Source organism: Actinomyces marseillensis, from assembly GCF_900155605.1.
Classification (GTDB): Bacteria; Actinomycetota; Actinomycetes; order Actinomycetales; family Actinomycetaceae; genus Pauljensenia; species Pauljensenia marseillensis.
In genome coordinates, this window is sequence record NZ_LT707420.1 from 438,186 (window position 1) to 459,912 (window position 21,727).

The following is a 21,727-nucleotide window of genomic DNA, read 5'->3' on the forward strand; positions in this document are numbered from 1 at the left end:
CCCGCGTCAGTGCCGACGAATATCAGCGCGTGCGCCGATATGCCCTTTACACTTGCAGTATGCGTAAGTTTCATCCACCGTCGCCCTACTTGATTGCGCTGGCCGGAATCGCTGGCGCTGGCGTGACGGCTGGTGCTAAATACTTCATTCAATCTCGTGCTCGCCGCGCGCATCGTTCGGCGATTTCACTTCCCCCTGGCATCGCTGAGAATATCCGCCCCTGGGTGGTTTTTAATCCTTCCAAGCACGAGGATCCCCAGGCTTTCCGCAATTCGGTGACCATGGATGCGCGCGCTCTTGGCGTGCGAGACATTCACTTCCTCGAGACCACTATTGAAGATCCCGGTGTCTCTCAGGCACGTAAGGCCGTGCGCGCAGGTGCGACGCATGTGATTGCAGCCGGCGGCGACGGAACCGTCCGCGCGGTGGCCGCTGGTCTGGCTCACACCGGGGTGCGCATGGGCATCCTGCCCGAGGGTACGGGTAATGTTTTGGCCCGCAATCTTGGGCTTCCCTTGGATTCTCCCCTCGATGCTCTGGCAGTTGCTTTGGGTGAGTCCACTCGCAGCGTTGATTTGGCGTGGCTTCGCATGATTGACCCCGAGGAACGCTTTTCCCTTCCCTGCGAGGGAAAACTGCTCTCCGCATTAACTTCGGATTCTCGTCGTTCCACTGACGAGGCCGCACTTGCCTTGGACGACGAGTTCCCCTTTGTGACCTTGGCTGGGATGGGCTTTGACGGCGAAACAATGTCGAAGACGGACCCCGAGCTCAAGAAAACTATTGGCTGGGCGGCATATGTCATTTCAGCGGTGAACTCGCTTAATGTGCCCCGCATGGGTGCGCGCCTGAAGGGAAAGGGAGCTGACGGCAGTGATGTGTCAACACGATTCACTGCCCGTTGCGTTCTCTTTGCAAACTGCGGTGATTTGCCCGTCGTAACTTTGGCTCCCGAAGCTTCCTTACATGACGGTTTAGTCGATGTCATCGCTGTAGATACGCAGGTTGGTATTGTCGGTTGGGCGCACCTGTCTTTGAAGGTCTTTGGGCAAAGCTTGGGCTTGCCGGCCGTCAATATGCCCGCATCTCCCGCGGAGTTGTCATTTAGGCAGCTCACGGAAGGCGAGCTTTCCTTGGATCAAGCTGCCATTGTTGAAGTCGATGGCGATGCTATCGGTCGCTCACGCAAAGTTGGTGTGCGTATCGACCAGGGCGCGCTGCTGATCGCGGGCTGAACATTGCCGGGTAAACACCGACTGAAGGCCACCTCTCTATCCCCACACACACATTCCTGGTTTAGCTCACCCATTCCGGGCCTATTGCCGTTTTAAGGCGGTAGGTGAGTGAGCTAAACCAGGAATGGACGAGCTAAAACCGTCTGTGACGTGCGTGTGATCTCGCGGCGAGCTATGCGCTGCTATGCGCTATGCGCCGTATCCACGTGCGGTGTTAAACGCGGTACTACATTCGCGGTTTCCGAATACCAGGCTAGACACCGTAGACAAGAAAAAGGCCCAGCCGAAGCTGGACCTTTGGTGGTGGAGCTAACGGGACTCGAACCCGTAACCCCCTGCTTGCAAAGCAGGTGCGCTACCAATTGCGCCATAGCCCCAAAGGGGTTCCCCCAGATTTACGCCTGCGAGACGTCATCCGTAAGGGATGTCCACAGTTCCTCATTGTCGGAGAGATCCTGGCAGATCTGCCGGACCACAAGCCCCACTGCAGCGACACAAGCCACTAGCGAAAGAGTCTTCACAAACTTCTTCATGGGAGCCTCCGCTCAATTGTTCCTGCGGATGGTGGGCCTAGGTGGGCTCGAACCACCGACCTCAGTCTTATCAGGACTGCGCTCTAACCTACTGAGCTATAGGCCCATTGCCATGCCGAAAGGCACGCGTTAAATAGTACATGCGAGCGGGCGTTCGCGCCAAATTGTTGATCGTGACGTCGCCCACTCATTGCTGACAGATGCTGCTATCGCCCGGAATCACTTGCAAAGTTCGACCTAGCGGCTGCCGCCGCAGTAGGCGAAACACAGGCCCGGGGGTATTGATGTCCCCATCAATACCCCCGGGCCAACGAGCTCGAATGCCCGATCAGTCATCCATCAATGTGACCTTGATGCCACCGACGAGCGAAGCGACCAGGTTGTACAAGAATGTGCCTAGTGCCGACAAAGCGGTCAACATGACGACATTCATCACAGCAATCAAAGTCGCGTAGGCCATGACCTTCGGAAGCCTGACGTAGTCCAAGAGCGAGGCCATCTGCGAGGCTCCGATGGACTGCAGGAAGCTCTCTGCCGACGCAAAGACGTGCATCGCATTGAGCATGAGCCACAAGATCAACACTGCGACCACCATGGCGATTCCCAGTGCAACGCTGAGAAGGAATGCCACCTTCATGACTCCCCAGGCGTCCACTCGCACAATCGCGAGGTCTACCTGACGGGGAAGATCATCGCGGTCATTGGATGCGTGATCACTCATTCCTGAACCTCCTGTGAGTCGTCATGCTCTGACGCTACATCCTGTGCAGGGGTTTCGTCACTATTTTCGCCGACACCCACCTGAGAGTTTTCCTCTTCTAAGGTCGACTGCTCACCATCCTCTTCGTCAATGTCGCGCTCAGGATTGCGCGTCACTGCAATGATTCGGTCATTCTCATCGGGGCGAGCAAAGATCACGCCCATGGTGTTACGAGCGGTCGGGCGAACATCGGAAGCATTGACCTGGACAAGCTTGCCGGACTCGGTGATAACCATGATGTCTTCTTCGGGATCCACGACCAGCGCGCCAATGAGTCCGCCACGTTCTTCAACAAGGCGACCCACGCGCACACCCATGGTTCCACGGCCCTTGGTCGGATACTCCTCGATCGGAGTGCGCTTGGCGTAACCGGACTCCGTCACAATGAGCAGGTCCGTGCCTTCACGCGGGACGTCCATGGTCAAGAGCTCATCGTCGTCGCGGAACTTCATACCGCGCACACCCGAAGTCGAGCGGCCCATGGGTCGCAACTGCTCGTCCGTTGCCGCGAAGCGAACGGCCTGACCATCACGCGAAACCAGCAGCAGATCATCATCAGCGTTAGCCAGCTGAGCGGAGACCAACTCATCGGGGTTGCCCTCTTCATCCTCACGCAGGTTAACGGCAATGATGCCACCACTTCGCGGAGAGTTGTACATCTCCAGCGGGGTCTTCTTCACTAGGCCAGACTTTGTTGCCAGCACCAAGTACTGTGCGTCCTCGTAAGTGCGAATTGCCAAAACCTGTGCGATGCGCTCCTCAGGTTGGAATGCCAGGAGGTTTGCAACGTGCTGGCCCTTGGCATCGCGACCGCCCTCGGGAATCTCGTAAGCCTTCGCGCGGTAGACGCGACCGAGGTTCGTAAAGAACAGCAGCCAGTGGTGCGTGGTTGTGACGAAGAAGTGTTCCACCACGTCATCGCCGCGCAACTGGGTTCCACGAACGCCCTTACCGCCTCGTTTCTGGGAACGGTAGTTGTCGGTACGGGTGCGCTTTGCAAAGCCATCGCGAGTGATGGTGACGACAACATCCTCTTCGGGGATGAGGTCTTCCATCGACATTTCCCCGTCGAAGGGAACGATGGTCGTGCGGCGCTCATCACCATACTTTTCAACGATTTCACCGAGTTCTTCGGAGATAATCGCGCGCTGACGTTCGGGCTTAGCCAAGATATCCTGCAGATCTTCAACGCGTGCACGCAGTTCCGCGTGCTCGTTCAAAATCTTCTGACGTTCCAGAGCGGCCAGGCGGCGCAGCTGCAGAGCCAAGATCGCGTCGGCCTGGATCTCATCAACATCGAGCAACTCCATCAAGCCGCTTCGTGCCTCGTCGACCGTGGGCGAGCGACGAATCAGAGCAATAACCTCGTCCAGTGCATCCAGTGCCTTGAGGTAACCGTCCAAGATGTGCAGACGCTCTTGAGCCTTGCGCAGGCGGAACTGCGTGCGGCGCACAATTACGTCGATCTGGTGAGCAACCCAGTGGCGTATAAAGCCATCAATCGACAGGGTTCGCGGAACACCGTCGACCAGCGCGAGCATGTTTGCCGAGAAGTTCTCTTGCAGGGAGGTGCGCTTGTAGAGGTTGTTCAAAACAACCTTCGCAACAGCGTCACGCTTCAAGACAATCACCAAACGCTGACCGGTACGTCCCGAAGTCTCATCGCGAATATCCGCGATGCCCTGGATCTGACCGTCGCGAACTAGCTGAGCGATCTTGTCAGCGAGGTTGTCGGGGTTGACCTGGTAGGGCAGTTCGGTGACCACCAAGCACTGGCGTCCCTGGATCTCTTCGACGCTAACAACGGCTCTCTGAGTGATGGAGCCGCGTCCCGTACGGTAGGCATCCTCAATTCCACGGTGGCCCAAAATCGTTGCGCCGGTCGGGAAATCGGGGCCGGGAATGAGCTTGATGAGTGCGTCAAGCAGTTCTTCGCGCGAGGCCTCGGGGTTGTCCAGCGCCCACTGCACGCCGCGTGCGACTTCACGCAGGTTGTGCGGGGGGATTCGGGTGGCCATACCGACGGCAATACCTTCCGAACCATTCACCAAGACGTTGGGGAATCGGGAGGGAAGAATGGTCGGTTCCTGGTTGCGGCCATCGTAGTTGTCCTGGAAATCAACGCATTCTTCGTCGATATCGCGGACCATTTCCATGGCCAGGGGTGCCATCTTACATTCGGTGTAACGCGGTGCTGCCGGGCCGAGGTTACCGGGAGTTCCGAAGTTACCTTGGCCCGCCACCAGCGGGGCGCGCAGCGACCACGGCTGCACGAGGCGTGCGAGCGCGTCGTAGATCGCCGCGTCACCGTGCGGGTGGTAGTTACCCATGACGTCACCGACGATACGCGATGACTTGGAGAATGAAGAGGTGGGACGGTAACCACCGTCGTACATCGCGTAGAGAATGCGGCGGTGCACGGGCTTGAGTCCGTCACGAACGTCGGGCAGCGCGCGCCCGACGATCACGCTCATTGCGTAGTCGAGGTAGGAGCGCTGCATTTCCTTTTGCAGGTCGACCTGGCGAATACGTTCGATGTCGCGGATGTGTTCGGCATCGACTGTCTGTTCGTCGCTCACTTTGGTCCTTCGTTTCGTTTTCTACTGACGAGGCCGCACGTGTGTGGCCCCGTCGCTGGGCTTTAGATGTCGAGGAAGCGCACGTCGGTGGCGTTGCGCTGGATAAACGTGCGGCGCCTCTCGACGTCGTCACCCATCAAGATGGTGAAGGTCTCATCGGCATCTGCTGCATCTTCGAGAGTGACCTGCTTGAGGATGCGGTGCTGAGGATCCATGGTGGTTTCCCACAGCTCGTGATCATTCATCTCACCCAGACCCTTGTAGCGCTGGATGCCGCCTTCCTTGGGAAGCCTGCGGTTTGCTGCAGCTCCCGCGGCAAGCATTTCGTCGCGTTCCTTGTCCGAGTAGGCGAATTCGTGCTCCGCATTCGACCACTTGATGCGGTACAGCGGAGGCATAGCGATGAAGGTGTGTCCCTGTTCGACCAGGGGACGCATGTAACGGAAGAGCAGCGTGAGCAACAGGGTTGCAATGTGCTGGCCGTCCACGTCGGCATCCGCCATGATGACAATCTTGCCGTAACGCAGCTTCGACAGATCGAAATCCTCACCAATTCCGGTGCCGAAAGCCGTAATCAGAGAGCGAATCGTATCCGAGCTCAGGGCGCGGTCCAGGCGAGCCTTTTCCACGTTCAAAATCTTGCCTCGGATCGGCAAAATTGCCTGGTGTTCGGGGTCGCGTCCGCCGACGGCCGAACCGCCTGCGGAGTCACCCTCGACGATGAAGATTTCGCATTCTGAGGGCACTCGCGAGGAGCAATCGCGCAGCTTGCCGGGCATCGAGGCCGACTCCAGAACGCCCTTACGGCGGGTCGCCTCACGCGCCTTTCGTGCGGCAACGCGAGCGGCCTGAGCGGCCTGACCCTTCGAAATAATGGCTTTCGCGTCTGCGGGGTGCGCGTCGAACCAGTCGGTGAGCTTGGAGTAGACCTGCTGTTGAACGAAAGTACGAGCTTCGGTGTTTCCAAGCTTCGTCTTCGTCTGGCCTTCGAACTGGGGCTCGGTGAGCTTGATGGAGATGACGGCGGTGAGGCCTTCACGCACATCGTCACCGGTGAGGTTGTCATCCTTGTCGCGGATGATTCCCTTTTCGCGCCCATAGCGGTTCACCAGTGAAGTCAGCGCCGTACGGAAGCCTTCTTCGTGCATGCCACCTTCGGTGGTGTTGATCGTGTTCGCGAAGGTGTGAACCGAGGAGGAATACGAGGTGGTCCACTGCATGGCGATTTCCACGCTCATGGTGCCCTCGTCGTTTTCCGCTTCGAAGTCGATGATGTCAGCGTTAATAGCTTCGGTCTTCTTCGCTGAATCCAGGTACTCCACGTAGTCACGCAGACCGTGCTCGTACATGTAGGAGACCTGGCGGAATCCCTTGTGCTTTTCTTCCGAGGCCTGCTCGTCGCCCGCGATTTCGTCGCCTTCGCCGGTGGCGCTTTCGCGCTCATCGGTCAAGGTAATGCGCAGTCCCTTGTTGAGGAATGCCATCTGCTGGAAACGCTGACGCAGGGTCTCAAAATCGAAAACGGTCGTCTCAAAGATTTCGGGATCCGGGTAGAAGGTTTGCGTCGTGCCGGTCTCGTGGGTTTCTTCACCGCGAACGAGCTCTGTGATGGGATGACCACCGTTGGCAAAAGACATGCGCCATGCGTAGCCCTGCCGACGAATAACCGTGTCAACGCGCGTTGACAGCGCATTCACAACCGAAATACCCACGCCGTGAAGACCACCGGAGACGGCGTAACCACCGCCGCCGAACTTACCACCGGCGTGGAGAATCGTCATGACGACCTCGACCGTGGGCTTGTGCTCGGTGGGGTGTTCGTCGACAGGAATACCGCGGCCGTTATCGACGACGCGAATACCGCCATCGGCCAGGATCGTGACCTCAATGTGGTCCGCGTAACCAGCCAAGGCCTCGTCAACGGAATTATCAACTACCTCGTACACCAGGTGGTGTAGGCCGCGCTCACCGGTTGACCCAATGTACATACCGGGGCGCTTACGCACCGCCTCCAAACCTTCGAGGACGGTAATATCTGACGCGCCGTAGCCGTCGGATCCGTCATCGACTGTTGGTTCTTGCGTTTCAGCCACCTAATGGCTCCCCTCATTCTTCACCCACACGGGTGCGTACTGCCCGAAAATGGCGCAGTATCAATAAAACAACCGTTCCTATTCTACCGAAAAGGCAAGGGGAAAGCCCTGATTGACACCGCTATGAGGGCTAATCACTCACAGGAATAAACCGCGAAATCTAGCGGTTTTTGAGGCTGTGATCAGTCACACGTTCAGAAACTACGCGTAGGTATCTCGAGGACCACGTCCAGGCACCGATAAACGGCCCTTTTTCCACGAAGGAGAGGCCGGTGGACGCAAGATCACTTGCTGAACAACACCCTCACCCACGGCCTCGGCAATATTGCGCTCAAGCTGGGGAAGAAAGAGCTGAACGTTCTTAAACCAGTTCGTCGAATCGCATTGGACAATGACTCGTCGATCTTCAATTGCTTCGATCCTGCAATGAGCAGCAATCTCCTCGCCGGCAATCTGGCTCCACCTCGACATGAGATCCCCCATGCGAGTGTGCTCTTGCCAACCGCGCTGAGCAATGAGGGAATCAACCGTGAGTCCAAGGCGCTTAGGTTCCCGGTACTTTCGGCGCAGTGGCGCCATTCCTGGCATTTTGATCCATCGGCTCCCCGCCCGCGAGACAACAGTGGAAAGCGCACTGAATTCACCATCGGGGTCAGCCTCGGAATCAACGCTCACGTCATCAAGCTCGTGCTCATCATCGAGCAGAATTTCTTGGGCAAACTCTTCACTTTGACCGCTGATCGAGCGGCGTCGAGTCCGCAAGGGCACACGGTAGTGTCCCTGGGCTTGTGCTCTGGCTTGTGCACGCCGTAGTGCTGCAGAGGCATATTCAAAATCGGAAAATTCACTCATCACCGACCACCGTTCCAAGCTCAGGATCCCAGTGAACAGCATGAGTCTGAGCGTGCAATTCTGGCGGAACATCATCGGCGACAGCTGCCGTGATCAATACCTGTTCCGCTCCGGTAATCATACGTGTTAAACCGGCTCGGCGGGAGGAGTCTAGCTCTGCAAATACATCGTCGAGAATAAGAATCGGGGTGTCACCATCGCGAGAAAGCAACTCGAAAGCACCCAAACGCAGTGATAGTGCAACCGACCATGTCTCACCGTGGCTTGCATAACCTTTCACTGGCATCCCACCAAGGGAAAGTTTGAGGTCATCTCGATGCGCGCCGACCAGGTTTACCCCTCGTTCGGCTTCCTTCATGCGCGAAGCAGCGAGCAGGTCCTTAAGTTCTTCTTTGAGTTGCGCGGCGCTGGCCTCGGGTGCGCAACTTCCCTGTGAAGCGACGAATTCGATATCCATTTTCCGAGGCGATCCACCGATTTCTTCGTAAGCATCGGCTGCGGGCCTGCGAAGTTCGGCGACGAGGCCGGCGCGAGCAAGGCTCAGTCGAGCAGAAAGCTCGGCGAAGGTCTCATCCCACACATCAATCGTTGAAAAATCGGGGGTATATCCCCTGCGCAGTTGAGATTGCGCGCTTTTCATCAGCGCCGCTCTTTGGCGAGCAACCTTCTCGAAATCATTCTTTACCTGCGCGATCAGCGGGTGCTGTTGAATGAGCAAATCGTCCATAAATTGACGGCGAAGCTGCGGGTCACCGCGAACGATTTGAAGATCTTCGGGTGAAAAGACCACGCTTTTGAGAAGGCCCAAGACCTCTCGTGGACGCACCTGAGTACGGTTCACCTTCGCACGGTTGGCTTTGCCGCGGACAATTTCGAGCTCAATAACGGTTTCGCGCTCACCGGCAGTGACGAGTTTGACTCTGACCACTGCACCGCCGGGTTGGGGCTCATCTGCCTCAAGCGGGAGACGCACGAGCGCCTGCTCGGCACTGACGCGGTGCGAGGAGAAAGCCGAAAGGTAGGAAACCGCCTCGACGAGGTTGGTCTTCCCCTGGCCGTTAGCACCCAGAAGCACTGTCGTCCCGGGCGAAAACTCCACTACCGCATGGCGGTATGAACGAAAGTCATCCAGCGCAACGTGCGAAACTCGCACACAAACTCCAGATCAGATTCCGTAGCGGATCGGCATGAGCAGGTAGCGGAAATCGGTTGATTCTCCACCGTCTGCCTTCTCTTGGCCCGTGATGACCGCGGGCTTCGTGGGGTGGGTGAAACCGAAACGAACGAAGTCCGTATCCATCACCGACAGACCTTCGCTGAGGTACTGCGGGTTAAATGCCGTCGCGATGTCTTCACCCATGAGCTGCGCAGGAACAACTTCGGAAGCCTGAGCATTGTCACCTTGGCCGGCTTCGAGGACAAGCTGTCCATCGGAGAAGGAGAGTCGAACACTGGTCTTGCGTTCGGCAACCAAAGACACGCGCTTGACTGCTTCGAGCAGAGTGTGGCGCTCAACAATGGCCTGAATTGTTGTGGTTTCGGGGAAAAGCCTGCGAACGGGCGGATAATCGCCATCCATGAGGGTCGAGGTCGTGCGTCGTCCACCGGCCTGGAAACCAATGAGCGAGGAGGCACCGGGCTGGGATTCCTGGGACAGACCGACGTCGACCTTTGCACCACTGGTCATTGACTTGGCAACGTCTTGGAGGATCCGCGCCTTCACCAATGCGGCCTCGGACATGTCGGAAACAGAATCCCAGTGAAGCTCACGCATGGCCAAGCGGTAGCGGTCGGTTGCCAAAAGCGTGATGTTGTCACCGTCGATTTCAACGCGAACTGCAGTGAGCAGGGGAAGAGTTTCATCGCGCGACGCAGCAATTGACACCTGAGCAACGGCCTGGGCAAAAACCTGCGAATCGACAGATCCGGCAACCTGGGGCTGTCCGGGAAGCAAGGGATATTCATCAATGGGCATGACAGCCAAGGTGAAGTGCGAAGAACCGCAGGAAAGTGAAACTTTTTGTCCGTCAACTTCGATGGTGACGGGCTTGTTGGGCAGTGACTTTGAAATATCGGCAAGAAGCCGACCCGAAACCAGGACTTCGCCTTCTTCGTCAACGGATGCAGGAATTCGTGAATTTCCCGAGACTTCGTAGTCAAAGGAGGACAGAGTCAGTTCTTGACCCTGGGCTGAAATACGCATTCCGGCAAGGATGGGGCTTGCAGGACGGGTAGGAAGTACACGCGCTGTCCATGAAACAGCTTCAGCAAGCACGTCGCGGGCGACGGTGAACTTCATGGATTCTCCTTGGAACTGAATAAAGAAATACCGGTTGTTAGTTTAGCTGGCTGTAGGCGTCAAGGAAACTGAAAAATTCGCTGCTGTGGAGTTCACCAGGGGGCTTGAGTGATGCGGGCGAATTTTTGTTATTTGTCTTGAACTTAGTTCGTCTTCGTCATCGGCTATGTGGATAGTGTGGATAAGTGGTTCTTTCCGCTTAATGACAAGAATTTCATCGTGGACGTAGATGTGTATCCGAGTGTGAACAAACTACATCTTTTTGTGGAAGAAATTTTTGTCATTCTTGAAGTTCCACAGCTTCCCTTTTCCTGTACACATGTTCACGCTGCGATTTCACCACAGTTTCCACAGCTTCTGTGGATTGCACCGAAAATGGGAGTAATTCGCCATTTAACCTAGTGTCGCTGACTCGCGCGCCGCCTGCTTGATGCGGTTCGTCAATTCGGTGACGTAGTTAAAGGTCTCTCTCTTTTCTGCCATCAATCCGACGATTTTCTTATTAGCGTGCATGACAGTTGTATGGTCGCGTCCGCCAAATGCTGCGCCGATCTTGGGCAGGGACAAATCAGTGAGTTCTCGGCACAAGTACATCGCGATCTGACGTGCTTCGACGACGACATGTGAGCGATCCGAAGACGAAAGCTGATCGATGGTGACCCCGAAGTAGGTCGCAGTCTGACTCATGATCAAGGTAGGTGTCACCTCGGTATCTTGAGGATCCGAAGCGAAGTCCTTAAGGAGCATTTCCGCCATCGATACGGTGACTGGTTCCTTTGAGAGGGATTCAAAGGCTGCGACGCGGACGAGGGCACCTTCAAGTTCGCGAATATTCGAAGAAATTCGTTGAGCAATGTACTCCAAGACACGAGGATCCACCTCGATGTTTTCCGCACTCGCCTTCTTCTGCAAAATTGCGATACGCGTTTCAAGATCAGGCGGTAAGACATCGACCAAGAGACCCGCAGCGAAGCGAGAACGAATGCGGTCTTCCAAATCGAGTTCACGAGGCGGAACATCCGAGGTCAGCACGATCTGCTTTCCCGCGTTATAGAGGGAATTGAAGGTGTGGAAAAACTCTTCAACCGTGCGTTCTTTGCCTTGAATGAACTGAATATCGTCGATCAGAAGCACATCGACTTCGCGGTATCGCCGCTGGAACTCTTCGATGCTCTCCTCACGAACGGAGTTAATGAAGTCGTTCGTAAATTCCTCTGAATTCACGTAGCGCACGCGCATCTGCGGGAAAAGCGAAAGCGTGTAGTGGCCGATGGCGTGAATGAGGTGGGTTTTTCCCAGACCGGAATCACCGTGAATAAAGAGGGGGTTGTAAGCGCGACCGGGAGTTTCCGAGACCGCAAAAGCTGCAGCATGGGCGAAGCGATTCGAGGGACCAATCACGAAAGTATCGAAAGTGTGCTTCGGATTCAGGTGGGTGCTAGCGGTGTCGATTGCTAGTTGCGGGCTACTCGACGGCGCTGCCTGAGCCGGGGCGGCTTGGTGTGGTGTGGTAGCGCTTGGTTGCACCTGGCCCTCGCTTCCCACTGACGAGGCAACTGGTGAGGGTTGCTCGACCGGTTCGGGTTCGGGTTCAAGAGAGGGGTCGATGGTGACCGCTAGACGAATACTGCGCCCAAGGATGTTGGTCAGAGAAGCAGTGAGATCAGTCGCGTCGTTGTTTTCGATCCACTTCTTTGTGAAATCGTTGGGAACAGCGATCAAGATCGTTCCATCAATGTCACCCAGGGGTTTTGCTGAGCGTAGGAAAGACAAGGTTGCAGGTCTCAATTGGTCTGAGATTTGAGCAAGTGCCTCAGACCATGCCTGAGTAAGGGCATCGATAGACACAAGAACCTCCGGAAACTGACGTGAGATAGGACACGAGAAATGATATCTGTCGAAATCATCTTCCACCGATAATTCTAATATGATGCCACGTTTTCCACAGCTGGGGATATACCTGTGGATATTTAATCCCCAAATGACATTTGTGTAGTTACAAGACCTCCCCGTTGAGTGACAAAGAAAATGTCTCTATCCACAGGTTTGTGGATAACTTGCAATGTGGATAACTTACCCCTTATGTATCCACACCTCCTTCCACAGGTGTGGATGGCCTGAATTAAGTGGCTCTTTCGTTGACGGAACGGCGAAAAACCCTTAGGCTGTTGGTTCGTATGTGTTTGTCGTTGAGATAAACACCGTCCATGACCAATTCGAGGAGATATCAGTGACCACCAAGCGGACTTATCAGCCGAACAACCGTCGTCGTTCCAAGACGCACGGCTTCCGCCTGCGTATGAGCACCCGCGCTGGCCGCGCGATTCTGGCTGCGCGTCGTCGCAAGGGCCGCGCCCGCCTCTCCGCCTGAGCTTTCGCGAGGTGTTGCCCCGCTCGAACCGCATGGTGAATCCAGCGGACTTCCGCCTCGCAATCCGAAGCGGATCGCGCGCGGGTCAGCAAAGGCTCATTGTGCATTGTCGAACCGACGAGGAAAGTGATTCACGCCTCGTCGGTTTCGTCGTACCTAAGAGCCAGATCAAACGAGCAGTTGGACGCAACCGAGTCAAGCGTCAATTGCGCCATCTCATGGCCGATCGCCTCAGTGCACAGCCTGCCGGTGCCCGCGTCGTCGTCCGAGTAAAAGCCGATGCATTGGGTGTCACTTCGGAGCAATTGGGTGAAGAATTAGATCAGGTTTTGGCCAGGGCATGGAAGAAATGGGATCGATCTCAGGAGGGACGCGCATGAGCTCTCCTTTCGCGTATATCGCAATCATCCCCGTGCGCCTCTACCAGCGTTTCATTTCCCCACTTTTCGCGCCGCGTTGCCGCTACTACCCCACCTGCTCAAGCTACGCCCTCGGCGCTTTGCGCACCCACGGCCTCGTCAAGGGAACACTATTAGCCATCTGGCGAATCCTTCGCTGTAACCCCTGGAGCCTCGGCGGGGTCGATGAAGTTCCCGCACGCGGCAAGTGGACCAGCGAAGCCTGGACGCCACCCCAGGACTGGGCCGGCTACGACGATCCATGGGCACAAACCCCCATGGGCATGGATCGCACCGATGACAAGACATCGGTCGACACTCTCGAAGACTTCTCGGCGAAGGCCGAGCATCACACGGACGCAGTGAGCGTCCCCCGCGCATCATAAGGAGATCTCCTGTGGATTCGATTCTCTATCCCTTTGCAGTAGCGGTCGCCTGGCTCTGGGTCAGGATTCACGACCTGCTGCTGCTCGTTGGAATGAACAGCGGCGCAGGATTCACATGGGTCCTGTCCATCGTTCTGCTGACCATTTTGGTGCGCGTGCTGATCATCCCGCTGTACCTCAAGCAGCTCAAGAGCATGCGAGGCACGTCGATTGTTCAGCCTCAGATGCAGAAGATTCAGGCCAAGTACAAGGGCAAGACGGATATGGCCTCCCGCCAGCGCATGCAGCAGGAGATTTCCGAGCTCAATAAGAAGTACGGTGTGAACCCCTTCGCTTCGTGCTTGCCAATGCTCGTTCAGTTGCCGGTTCTCTTCGCGATGTACCGTGCGATCTACGCCATCCACGCCCTGGCAGAAAGCAGCTACCAGGTCGGTTCGCGTCACGTGGACTCCCTGGGTCCGATCACTCAGGCCGTCGCCTCGGAAATCGACTCCTCGCAGGTTTTCGGCGTCCCGCTGTCCCACACGATCCGCGACTCTTCCTTTGCCTCGCTTCCGACGCTGATCTTCGGTGTCTTCATCGTCATCATGGTCGCGACGCAGTTCTTGACCATCCGTCTGACGATGACGAAGAACATGCCGCAGAACCAGGATCCGAACAACCCCATGGTTCGTTCGCAGCGCATGATGATGTACGTCATGCCCTTCATGTTCATCTTCTCGGGCCTGTTCTTCCAGATGGGTGTCGTCATCTACACGACGACCGCGGGCATTTGGGGCTACCTGCAGATGCTGTGGGTCATCAAGAACATGCCGAACCCGAACTCCGCTGCTTACAAGGAGCTCTTGGCCAAGCGTCAGAGTGCCTACCAGACGTGGGCTCGCCCCTTCTTTGCCGATTACGACGAGAAGCGTCGCGTCTTGGCCGATGGTTCCGATGAACTCAAGGCTTTGAACTCGGCCACTTTGAAGGAATTGCGCGCTCGCGCAAAGCGCCAGAAGGTCGCCTCTGATTTCCCCGAGGTCATGAGCGAGGGAGAGATCGTTTCGATCTACCGCAATCTTTCGATGCAGGAATGGACGACCCTTCCCGACGAGGTGTGGATGCGCGGAGTCAAGGTTGCGACCGAACGTGCGGCGGATCGTCGCGAGGCCGCGGCCAAGCGTGAGGAAGCACAACGTCAGGCACGTACCCGTTCGCCTCGTGCACAGGCGGCCTCCGAGAATCCGAACTCCTCGGTTGATGCTGACGAACTCGAGCGCAAGCGCCAGGAGCGCCGCAAGGCTCGTCGCGCCGCTGCAAAGAAGAAGAAGCGCTGAGCGCGCCACCACAGACCACTCGATGCCCATGGCATCAAACATCCCCTGATGGAGGAAATACTATGAGCGAAGATACGTCCAGCGAGCTGTCGCGCCTGGAGGAAGAAGGCGAACTCGCAGCCGACTACCTGGAAGAGCTTCTCGATATCGCTGATCTTGACGGTGATATTGAAATCGATGTCGAAAATGGCCGCGCACTGGTTGAGATCATTTCCGAGGACCCCTCTGCTCTTGACCACCTCGTTGGCGAGGACGGTGAAGTCGTTGATGCGCTCCAAGAACTGACTCGACTTGCCGTCCAGACCGAAACCGGCGAGCGTTCGCGCCTCATGCTTGACATTGCAGGCTTCCGTGCCGATCGTAAGGCGGATCTGCAGGATCTGACTCACGAGGCCATCGCGCGCCTGCGTGCGACCGGTGAGCCGCAGAAGCTTGAACCGATGAACCCGTTTGAGCGCAAGGTTTGCCACGACGTTGTTGCCTCTGAGGGTCTGCGCAGCGAATCTGAAGGCGTTGAGCCCCGTCGCCGTGTCGTGATTCTTCCCGCCGATGAGTCCGCCATTGATGAGGCCGAGGAGGCCTGAGTGGACACCCTCGCGGGCGGCTCGGGTGAGCTAGAGATTGAACTTGAGGTTCCCGGACCTGAAGTTCGCGAACTTTTCGGCTTGGCATATCCAGATATCGCCGAGTTTGCCAACATGTTGGTTGAAGAGGGAGAGCTTCGCGGACTGATTGGTCCGCGAGAGCTTCCCCGGCTCTGGTCGCGCCACCTCGTGAACTCTGCTGCGGTTCTTGATTTCCTACCCAAGAAGGGACAGGTTCTCGACGTCGGATCGGGAGCCGGATTCCCGGGTATTGTCATCGCTGTATGCAGGCCGAACCTTGATGTTCACCTTGCGGAGCCCATGGCTCGGCGCTGCGAGTGGCTTGCCGATGTTGTTGATGCACTTGGTTTGGATAACGTCACTATTCATCAAGCACGTGCTGAAGAACTCCGAGGTAAGGGCAAGGCAGACGTCGTCACTTCTCGAGCGCTAGCGAATATGACCAAGCTTGTCCGTATGACCTCTAAGTTAATTGCTCCCGGTGGCTCACTGGTTGCGCTTAAAGGTCGTCGTGCTGGTGGAGAGGTCGAGGCTGCGCAAGTTGAGCTCAAGCGTCACCATTTGGCGGCCTCGATTCACGAGGTGCCTTCCGTGATGGAGGATGACTCGACCTTCGTTGTCGTCGCAAAGAGAGTTCGCTCGTAGCTTGCCGGGATAGCTCTGGTAGCGCGTGTCCTCAGCTATCAGGGTGTGTTCTTCTTGCCTACACTTGTGTCATTGACGTGCGAGAAAGGCTCAACTTCTATGGCCGGTCAGACTCCGCTTTCGGATCAGATCACCCAAAACTTCCAAGATCGTGCCTTCTTGGAGAAGGCAAAGTTTGGTGTGCCTTCTTCCACTCGCGTGATCGCCGTCGCGAATCAGAAGGGCGGGGTTGGCAAGACCACTTCGGTTGTCAACCTTGCTGCGGCATGTGCTTTGGGTGGGTTGAAGGTTGTCGTGATTGACGCCGACGCTCAGGGTAATGCCTCGAGTGCGCTGGGTATCGCGCATACCCCCGGTACTCCTTCGACCTACGAGGTGATCACTGGTCAGGCTTCGATTGGTGAGGTCCTCCAGGCCTGCCCTGATTTAGACAATCTCTGGGTTTGTCCGGCGACGATTGACTTGTCTGGAGCCGAGATTGAGCTTGTTGATCTTGCGCGGCGCGAGTTTCGCCTTGCCGACGCAGTTTCGCATTTCGTCGAGGCCTATCAGCAAATTGATTTAGTTTTCATCGATTGCCCGCCTTCCTTGGGTTTGGTCACTTTGAATGTCATGGTCGCAGCTGATGAGGTTTTGATTCCGATTCAGACCGAGTACTACGCGCTTGAGGGCCTGAGCCAGCTATGGTCGACGATTGATCGCATCAGTGGTGACCTGAACCCGAAACTGCATGTTTCAACTATGTTGTTGACCATGGCCGATAAGCGAACGAAACTTTCTGAAGAGGTTGAGTCGGAAGTTCGTTCACACTTCCCAACCCAAACACTCCAGACAGTGATTCCTCGTTCGGTTCGCGTCTCTGAAGCTCCGAGCTATGGGCAGAGCGTCATTACCTACGATCCAAATGGCGCGGGCAGCCTCGCATACCGGAAAGCTGCACTCGAGTTGAGTCTGCGTCTGGCCAAGTAGGTCTATTTCGTTTTCTGGAAGGAACTTTTTCGGGATTTAGTGGTGTTGCGAATCTCAGGAGAAGGACGCTCTGAAAATCGTTTTTTGATTGTTCAGTCCACATTTTCGTGTTTCACGTGAAACAATGGATTCATCATCACGAGTACGCGAGATTGGTAAATGAGCATGGCGGAGCACTCCGAATCACAGCATAAGGCTCAACGGCGAGCAGGTTTGGGCAGAGGGCTCGGTGCCCTTATCCCCCAGGCACAGAGTGAGAATCCTGAGGAGGTAGCAAAGCGTCCTCTTGACGTTCTCTTCCCCGGTCAGCGCTCAAGCACGACGGCACGCGGTGGTTCAGCGCGCGAACTGCTCGAACCGAAGACTAGGAAGTCGTTGAGTAGCCGTAGTAGTGCTGCTTCAAAGCCCGTCAGGACGCGTAAAGCTCAGGAGTCGAAGGCGCAGGGAGGCTCGGAAGGCGGTGAAAAGGGGGAAGCGATTTCCACCTCGGTATCGGCCGCGGCCGCGTCGTCCAAGGAAAGCCGCGACGATCAAAACGATGTTTCACGTGAAACATCAGAACTTCTGAACGTTCCTGGTGCGACCTTCGCAGAGATTCCTTTGGAGCAGATTGTTCCCAATACCCGTCAACCGCGCCAGGTGTTTGATGAAGATGATCTGAACGAACTCGCTGCCTCCATTCGCGAGGTCGGTGTTCTGCAGCCAATTGTTGTCCGTAGGATCGCGCTCGATCAGGAACCTTCTGAAACTCTGAAGGAACTCCTGAAGGAGAAGCCAGAGGCACGCTACGAACTCATCATGGGTGAGCGCCGACTGCGAGCAAGCGAATTGGCGGGGCTGTCGAGTATTCCAGCGATTGTACGTCATACCGAGGATGAAGATCTTCTGCGTGACGCCTTGCTTGAAAACCTTCATCGTGCGCAGCTCAATCCCCTTGAAGAAGCGTTTGCATATCAGCAGCTCATGGCAGATTTCGGGGCGACGCAGGAAGAACTCTCGAAGAAGATTGCGCGTTCACGGCCGCAGATTGCGAACACACTTCGACTTCTTAAGCTACCTGCATCCGTACAGAAGAAGGTATCAGCGCAGGTTCTGTCGGCAGGCCACGCACGTGCACTTCTCGGGCTGAGTACGCCGGAAGAAATGGAGATCCTCGCCAACCGCATCATTGCAGAAGGACTTTCTGTACGTACGACAGAAGAGCTCGTTCGCTTAGGTTCAATCCAACGCCCGACGCATCACTCGGTGAAGCGTATGAACGTTGCATCTCCGCTTGGTGAACATATGAGCCAAGTCCTCGCAGACGCTTGGGACACCCGCGTGACGATCTCTGAGGGTAAGCGCAAGGGTAAGATCATCATCGAATTCGCGGGTAGTGAGGATCTTCAACGTCTTGCGGATCTTCTCCTTCCCAAAGCGAACCGCGAAGACTAATTCTGAGCCGTTTGGTGCACCTGCTGCATTTGATGGGATGCGCGCTTGGTAAGCATTCACTTGAGCTGGAGGAAAATGTTGCAGCCAAAGATGAGGCTTCGGCGAGGTAGGTAGCAAGACCCGAAAGAGAAAGAACATGTGTGGGTGATGTTTCACGTGAAACATCACCCACACATGTATGAGAAGGCGGTTTGTTGTCGGGGCAGTAATGCGAGACAATAGAACCGGAGGTTCACAGCACTTATGGATAGACCACAACCTGATCTCATCTACTTCGACATTGGTGGAGTTCTGGTCACACAGCGGCCTGATCCTGGGCAATTTGCCTCGATCCTGAACCTAGGGAACGAGCCTCATGTGCTGACACTCGTCGACCATGCGATCTGGGCCCATCGAGACTCATATGACGAAGGTATGACAGACAAGGAATTCTGGAACGCTGTCAGCGGTGACTGCGGGCTACCGGAGCCAAGCGAATCCCAACTCGATGAACTTGTTACTGCTGACTCTCGCCGAATGTACGGCATTGATGAGTGTGCCGCGTACCTTCTTGAAGAACTGAAGTCTAAGGGCTACATCATGGGGGTCCTGACGAATATGCCAGCGCCTCACGCGTCAATCGTGATGGAAAGTCCGTGGGCACATAAGTACTTCAATGGACCAATGATCTTCTCATCCTATGTTGGAGTCGCAAAACCGAATCGTGGAATCTATCGCGAGGCGATTGAAGCCGCGCGGCTCGAGGCAGAGAAAATTTTGTTCATCGACGATCGCGAACAAAATACGAAGGCGGCGGAGTACTTGGGTATTTCGACCTTGAGCTGGGCAAACGCGCATGAAACCAGGGAAGAGCTCATTCAGCTCGGGCTTCTCTAAAACATGAAAGTTGGGGGCGGGCACCTTCATGGTGCCCGCCCCCAACTATGCGAAACAATGAGCGCTAAGCGGCTAGGTCAATCCCGGCTTGCAACGTAGCGAACGATAGCCGCGCAGATCTCGTCAAAGGAACCTGTGGCCTCGGCAGCCTGCGGGAAAAGCGAAGTATCGGTCATTCCGGGCGAAACATTCGCGTCAATGAACCAAAAGCTCCCGTTATCGTCAACAATAAAGTCAATACGTGACAGGTCACGAAGACCAAGCAACTCGTGGATCTGGATAGCGGCAGCCTGGACATCCGTCATCTCATCGTTGCTCAGGCGGGCGGGTACAAAGTATTCGCTCTCATCAGTTGTGTAGCGAGCCTCGTAATCGTAGTGACCGTCGTCGGTGGAGACCTCGACGGGTGGCAGGGCAATAGGCCCTTCCTCTAGATCGACAACCGAAACAGCGATATCGCGGCCTTCAACGAAACGTTCGAGCATGACATGCTCCTCGTAGGAGAAAGCATCAACCATCGCAGAACGAAGATCACTTGAATCCTGAGCACGGGACATTCCAAGAGCCGAACCACCCGAAGAAGGTTTGACGACAAGCGGGAAAGTCAAAGAGGAGTTGATCATCCCAAGAACATTGTGCGCGCCGAGCTGGCGGAACAAAAGCTGGGGAAGGGCAATCCACCCGGGGGTATCAAGTCCGGCTGCGCCAACGAGCGCCTTAGCAGTGGGCTTGTTGGAAGCCAGCATCGCCTGCGCAGGTGTCGACCCCACGTAAGGAACTCCCACACCCTCAAGAAGGGATTGGAGAGAACCATCCTCGCCCAAAGATCCGTGAACAAGCGGCCACACAACATCGGGGCCGAAAGCGGAAATCTCAGCGGGAAGATTCTGATCAAAATCGACAACCTTAGCGTCGAAACCCTGGTTGATCAGGGAGTTTGCGACGCGACGTCCGGAGCGAACAGAAACATCACGCTCATGGGTGAGGCCGCCAGCGATAATAAGGACCTTTAATGAATCAGTGGACATGACGATTTCTCCTCGGAATTAGTCTTCGGTATGAACGGAACCATCATGACGGTTCGTTAAAAATTCAGCTTCTTCTTCGGGTGCAACGCCGAACATATCGACGAGCTGCTTCTCAGCATTAACAACGCCAGCAAGGCGACGAATACCTTCACGGATACGATCGGGTTCGGGATAGCAGAAGGACAAGCGCATGTGATCAGCACCCCGGCCGTCGTAGTAGAAAGCGGTACCGGAAACGTAGGCGACCTGTGCCTTTACAGCGCGAGGAAGCATGCTGCGCGCATTCAAACCCTCGGGCAGGGTCACCCATGTGTAGAAACCGCCATCCGGAGTCGTCCACGAGCACTCGGGCATGTACTCCGCCAAAGCATCCAACATGGCCTTGCAACGTTCGGCGTACATTGCGCGATAGACCTTGACTTGGCTGTACCAGTCATAACCGGCCAGGTAGCTCGAGAGGAACATCTGACCGAACATACCTGGGGACAAAATTGCGGCCTCAGAAGCCAGTATCAGCTTCGCGCGAATGGCGTGGGGAGCAAGGGCCCAACCGATACGCATACCGGGCGCAAACATCTTCGAAACCGAACCCAAGTAGACAACGCCCTCGGGAGACCACGAACGAAGTGCGGGAAGCGGATCGGAATCAAAACCAAGCAAGCCGTACGGGTTATCTTCCAAAATCAACACGTGTTCACGCATGCAGATTTCAGCGATCAGGGGGCGACGCTCCAAAGAAAGCGTGACGCCCGCAGGATTGTGGAAGTTTGGGATCGTGTAGAGGAACTTAATGGCGCGACCGGCGGACTTCAGGCGACGGATCGTCTCTTCTAAGGCCTCGGGAATGATGCCGTTGTCATCCATATCAACGTGAATGACATCGGCTTGGCGGGCACGGAAACAGCCAAGGGCGCCAACGTAGGAAGGAGACTCGGCCAAAACAACGTCACCGGAATCGATAAAGAGCTCGGCCATCAAGTCGAGTGCCTGTTGCGAACCCGTCGTAATGACGACGTCGTCAGGGTCAGCGCCGATGATGCCGTCATAGGTCATGACGTTGACAAGTTGCTCACGCAAGGGTTCCCAGCCCTGGCCCGAACCGTATTGCAGTGCCTGGGCGCCGGAGGAAAGGATCAGCTCCTTCGCGGTTTCGGCCAAGCTCTCCAGAGGAAGATCCTTCAGGTTCGGCATACCGCCCGCAAGTGAAACAACCTCGGGCCGCGAGACGACAGAAAAAAGCGCGCGAATCTCAGAAGCTCGCAGGTTGTGAGCTCGATCGGCGTAGGCATCAAACCACGGGTCGAGTCGAGTTCCCTGCAACTGAGAATCCTGAGTCATAATCGCG

The 21,727-nt window shown here is 56.1% G+C and carries 20 protein-coding genes and 2 tRNA genes; 10 read left to right on the forward strand and 12 right to left on the reverse strand.

The features are described 5' to 3' along the window. Positions 1-59: 59 nt before the first annotated feature. Complete coding sequence (locus BQ8011_RS01880; protein WP_072457023.1) at positions 60-1,235, forward strand: diacylglycerol/lipid kinase family protein; 1,176 nt, start codon at positions 60-62, stop codon at positions 1,233-1,235. A 301-nt stretch (positions 1,236-1,536) separates the two neighbouring features. Here BQ8011_RS01880 and BQ8011_RS01885 read toward each other — a convergent pair. From BQ8011_RS01885 to dnaA, 10 genes are all read right to left on the reverse strand, one after another. Beyond that, a tRNA-Ala gene (locus tag BQ8011_RS01885) sits at positions 1,537-1,612 on the reverse strand. An 18-nt stretch (positions 1,613-1,630) separates the two neighbouring features. Then, a complete protein-coding gene (locus tag BQ8011_RS09045; RefSeq protein ID WP_173656063.1) occupies positions 1,631-1,768 on the reverse strand; it encodes a DLW-39 family protein in 138 nt (45 codons plus the stop codon). A 29-nt stretch (positions 1,769-1,797) separates the two neighbouring features. Then, positions 1,798-1,874, reverse strand: a tRNA-Ile gene (locus BQ8011_RS01890). 222 nt (positions 1,875-2,096) lie between these two features. Continuing rightward, positions 2,097-2,489: a DUF3566 domain-containing protein gene (locus BQ8011_RS01895; RefSeq protein WP_072457025.1), complete on the reverse strand. Its 393-nt coding sequence runs from the start codon at positions 2,487-2,489 to the stop codon at positions 2,097-2,099. Beyond that, the gene (gene gyrA / locus BQ8011_RS01900; RefSeq protein ID WP_072457027.1) at positions 2,486-5,107 is read right to left on the reverse strand and encodes a DNA gyrase subunit A; all 2,622 of its coding nucleotides are present in this window, start codon (positions 5,105-5,107) and stop codon (positions 2,486-2,488) included. The genes BQ8011_RS01895 and gyrA overlap by 4 nt, the downstream gene beginning before the upstream one ends. Before the next feature lie 62 nt (positions 5,108-5,169). Continuing rightward, the gene (gene gyrB / locus BQ8011_RS01905; RefSeq protein WP_034501020.1) at positions 5,170-7,200 is read right to left on the reverse strand and encodes a DNA topoisomerase (ATP-hydrolyzing) subunit B; all 2,031 of its coding nucleotides are present in this window, start codon (positions 7,198-7,200) and stop codon (positions 5,170-5,172) included. 201 nt (positions 7,201-7,401) lie between these two features. Further along, the gene (locus tag BQ8011_RS01910; RefSeq protein WP_072457828.1) at positions 7,402-8,052 is read right to left on the reverse strand and encodes a DciA family protein; all 651 of its coding nucleotides are present in this window, start codon (positions 8,050-8,052) and stop codon (positions 7,402-7,404) included. After that, positions 8,045-9,205: a DNA replication/repair protein RecF gene (gene recF, locus BQ8011_RS01915; protein WP_072457029.1), complete on the reverse strand. Its 1,161-nt coding sequence runs from the start codon at positions 9,203-9,205 to the stop codon at positions 8,045-8,047. The genes BQ8011_RS01910 and recF overlap by 8 nt, the downstream gene beginning before the upstream one ends. 12 nt (positions 9,206-9,217) lie before the next feature. Further along, on the reverse strand, positions 9,218-10,351 hold the full coding sequence (gene dnaN, locus BQ8011_RS01920) for a DNA polymerase III subunit beta (protein ID WP_072457031.1): 1,134 nt from the start codon (positions 10,349-10,351) through the stop codon (positions 9,218-9,220). Positions 10,352-10,744: 393 nt separating this feature from the next. Beyond that, entirely contained in the window at positions 10,745-12,199 is a 1,455-nt protein-coding gene (dnaA, locus tag BQ8011_RS01925; RefSeq protein ID WP_072457033.1) for a chromosomal replication initiator protein DnaA, read from the reverse strand. Between the two features lie 382 nt (positions 12,200-12,581). On the opposite strand from dnaA, the gene rpmH reads away from it, so the two are divergent. The 9 genes from rpmH (at position 12,582) to BQ8011_RS01970 (ending at position 19,354) form a co-directional block, all read left to right on the forward strand. Beyond that, positions 12,582-12,722 carry a 50S ribosomal protein L34 gene (gene rpmH / locus BQ8011_RS01930; RefSeq protein ID WP_009748181.1) on the forward strand — a complete coding sequence of 47 codons (141 nt, stop codon included), beginning with the start codon at positions 12,582-12,584 and terminating at the stop codon, positions 12,720-12,722. A gap of 11 nt (positions 12,723-12,733) precedes the next feature. Continuing rightward, positions 12,734-13,102 (forward strand): ribonuclease P protein component, encoded by a 369-nt coding sequence (rnpA, locus tag BQ8011_RS01935; protein WP_034501012.1) that lies wholly within the window; start codon positions 12,734-12,736, stop codon positions 13,100-13,102. Further along, positions 13,099-13,506 (forward strand): membrane protein insertion efficiency factor YidD, encoded by a 408-nt coding sequence (yidD, locus tag BQ8011_RS01940; protein WP_072457035.1) that lies wholly within the window; start codon positions 13,099-13,101, stop codon positions 13,504-13,506. Before rnpA ends, yidD begins: the two co-directional genes overlap by 4 nt. Positions 13,507-13,517: 11 nt before the next feature. Then, on the forward strand, positions 13,518-14,825 hold the full coding sequence (yidC, locus tag BQ8011_RS01945; RefSeq protein ID WP_034501010.1) for a membrane protein insertase YidC: 1,308 nt from the start codon (positions 13,518-13,520) through the stop codon (positions 14,823-14,825). 62 nt (positions 14,826-14,887) lie between these two features. Then, positions 14,888-15,409, forward strand: a complete 522-nt coding sequence (locus BQ8011_RS01950) for a Jag family protein (protein ID WP_072457037.1) — start codon at positions 14,888-14,890, stop codon at positions 15,407-15,409. Beyond that, positions 15,410-16,075 (forward strand): 16S rRNA (guanine(527)-N(7))-methyltransferase RsmG, encoded by a 666-nt coding sequence (rsmG, locus tag BQ8011_RS01955; RefSeq protein ID WP_083429968.1) that lies wholly within the window; start codon positions 15,410-15,412, stop codon positions 16,073-16,075. It begins immediately after the preceding gene. Positions 16,076-16,174: 99 nt separating this feature from the next. Beyond that, positions 16,175-17,044: a ParA family protein gene (locus tag BQ8011_RS01960; RefSeq protein ID WP_072457039.1), complete on the forward strand. Its 870-nt coding sequence runs from the start codon at positions 16,175-16,177 to the stop codon at positions 17,042-17,044. Positions 17,045-17,209: 165 nt separating this feature from the next. After that, positions 17,210-18,478 carry a ParB/RepB/Spo0J family partition protein gene (locus BQ8011_RS01965; RefSeq protein WP_072457041.1) on the forward strand — a complete coding sequence of 423 codons (1,269 nt, stop codon included), beginning with the start codon at positions 17,210-17,212 and terminating at the stop codon, positions 18,476-18,478. Positions 18,479-18,721: 243 nt separating this feature from the next. Beyond that, positions 18,722-19,354, forward strand: coding sequence for an HAD family hydrolase (locus BQ8011_RS01970; protein ID WP_034501005.1), 633 nt, complete (start codon positions 18,722-18,724; stop codon positions 19,352-19,354). Between the two features lie 77 nt (positions 19,355-19,431). Here BQ8011_RS01970 and BQ8011_RS01975 read toward each other — a convergent pair whose 3' ends face one another. Then, complete coding sequence (locus tag BQ8011_RS01975) at positions 19,432-20,382, reverse strand: D-alanine--D-alanine ligase family protein (RefSeq protein ID WP_034501003.1); 951 nt, start codon at positions 20,380-20,382, stop codon at positions 19,432-19,434. An 18-nt stretch (positions 20,383-20,400) separates the two neighbouring features. Next, positions 20,401-21,720, reverse strand: coding sequence for an aminotransferase-like domain-containing protein (locus BQ8011_RS01980; RefSeq protein ID WP_034501001.1), 1,320 nt, complete (start codon positions 21,718-21,720; stop codon positions 20,401-20,403). Positions 21,721-21,727: the final 7 nt, after the last annotated feature.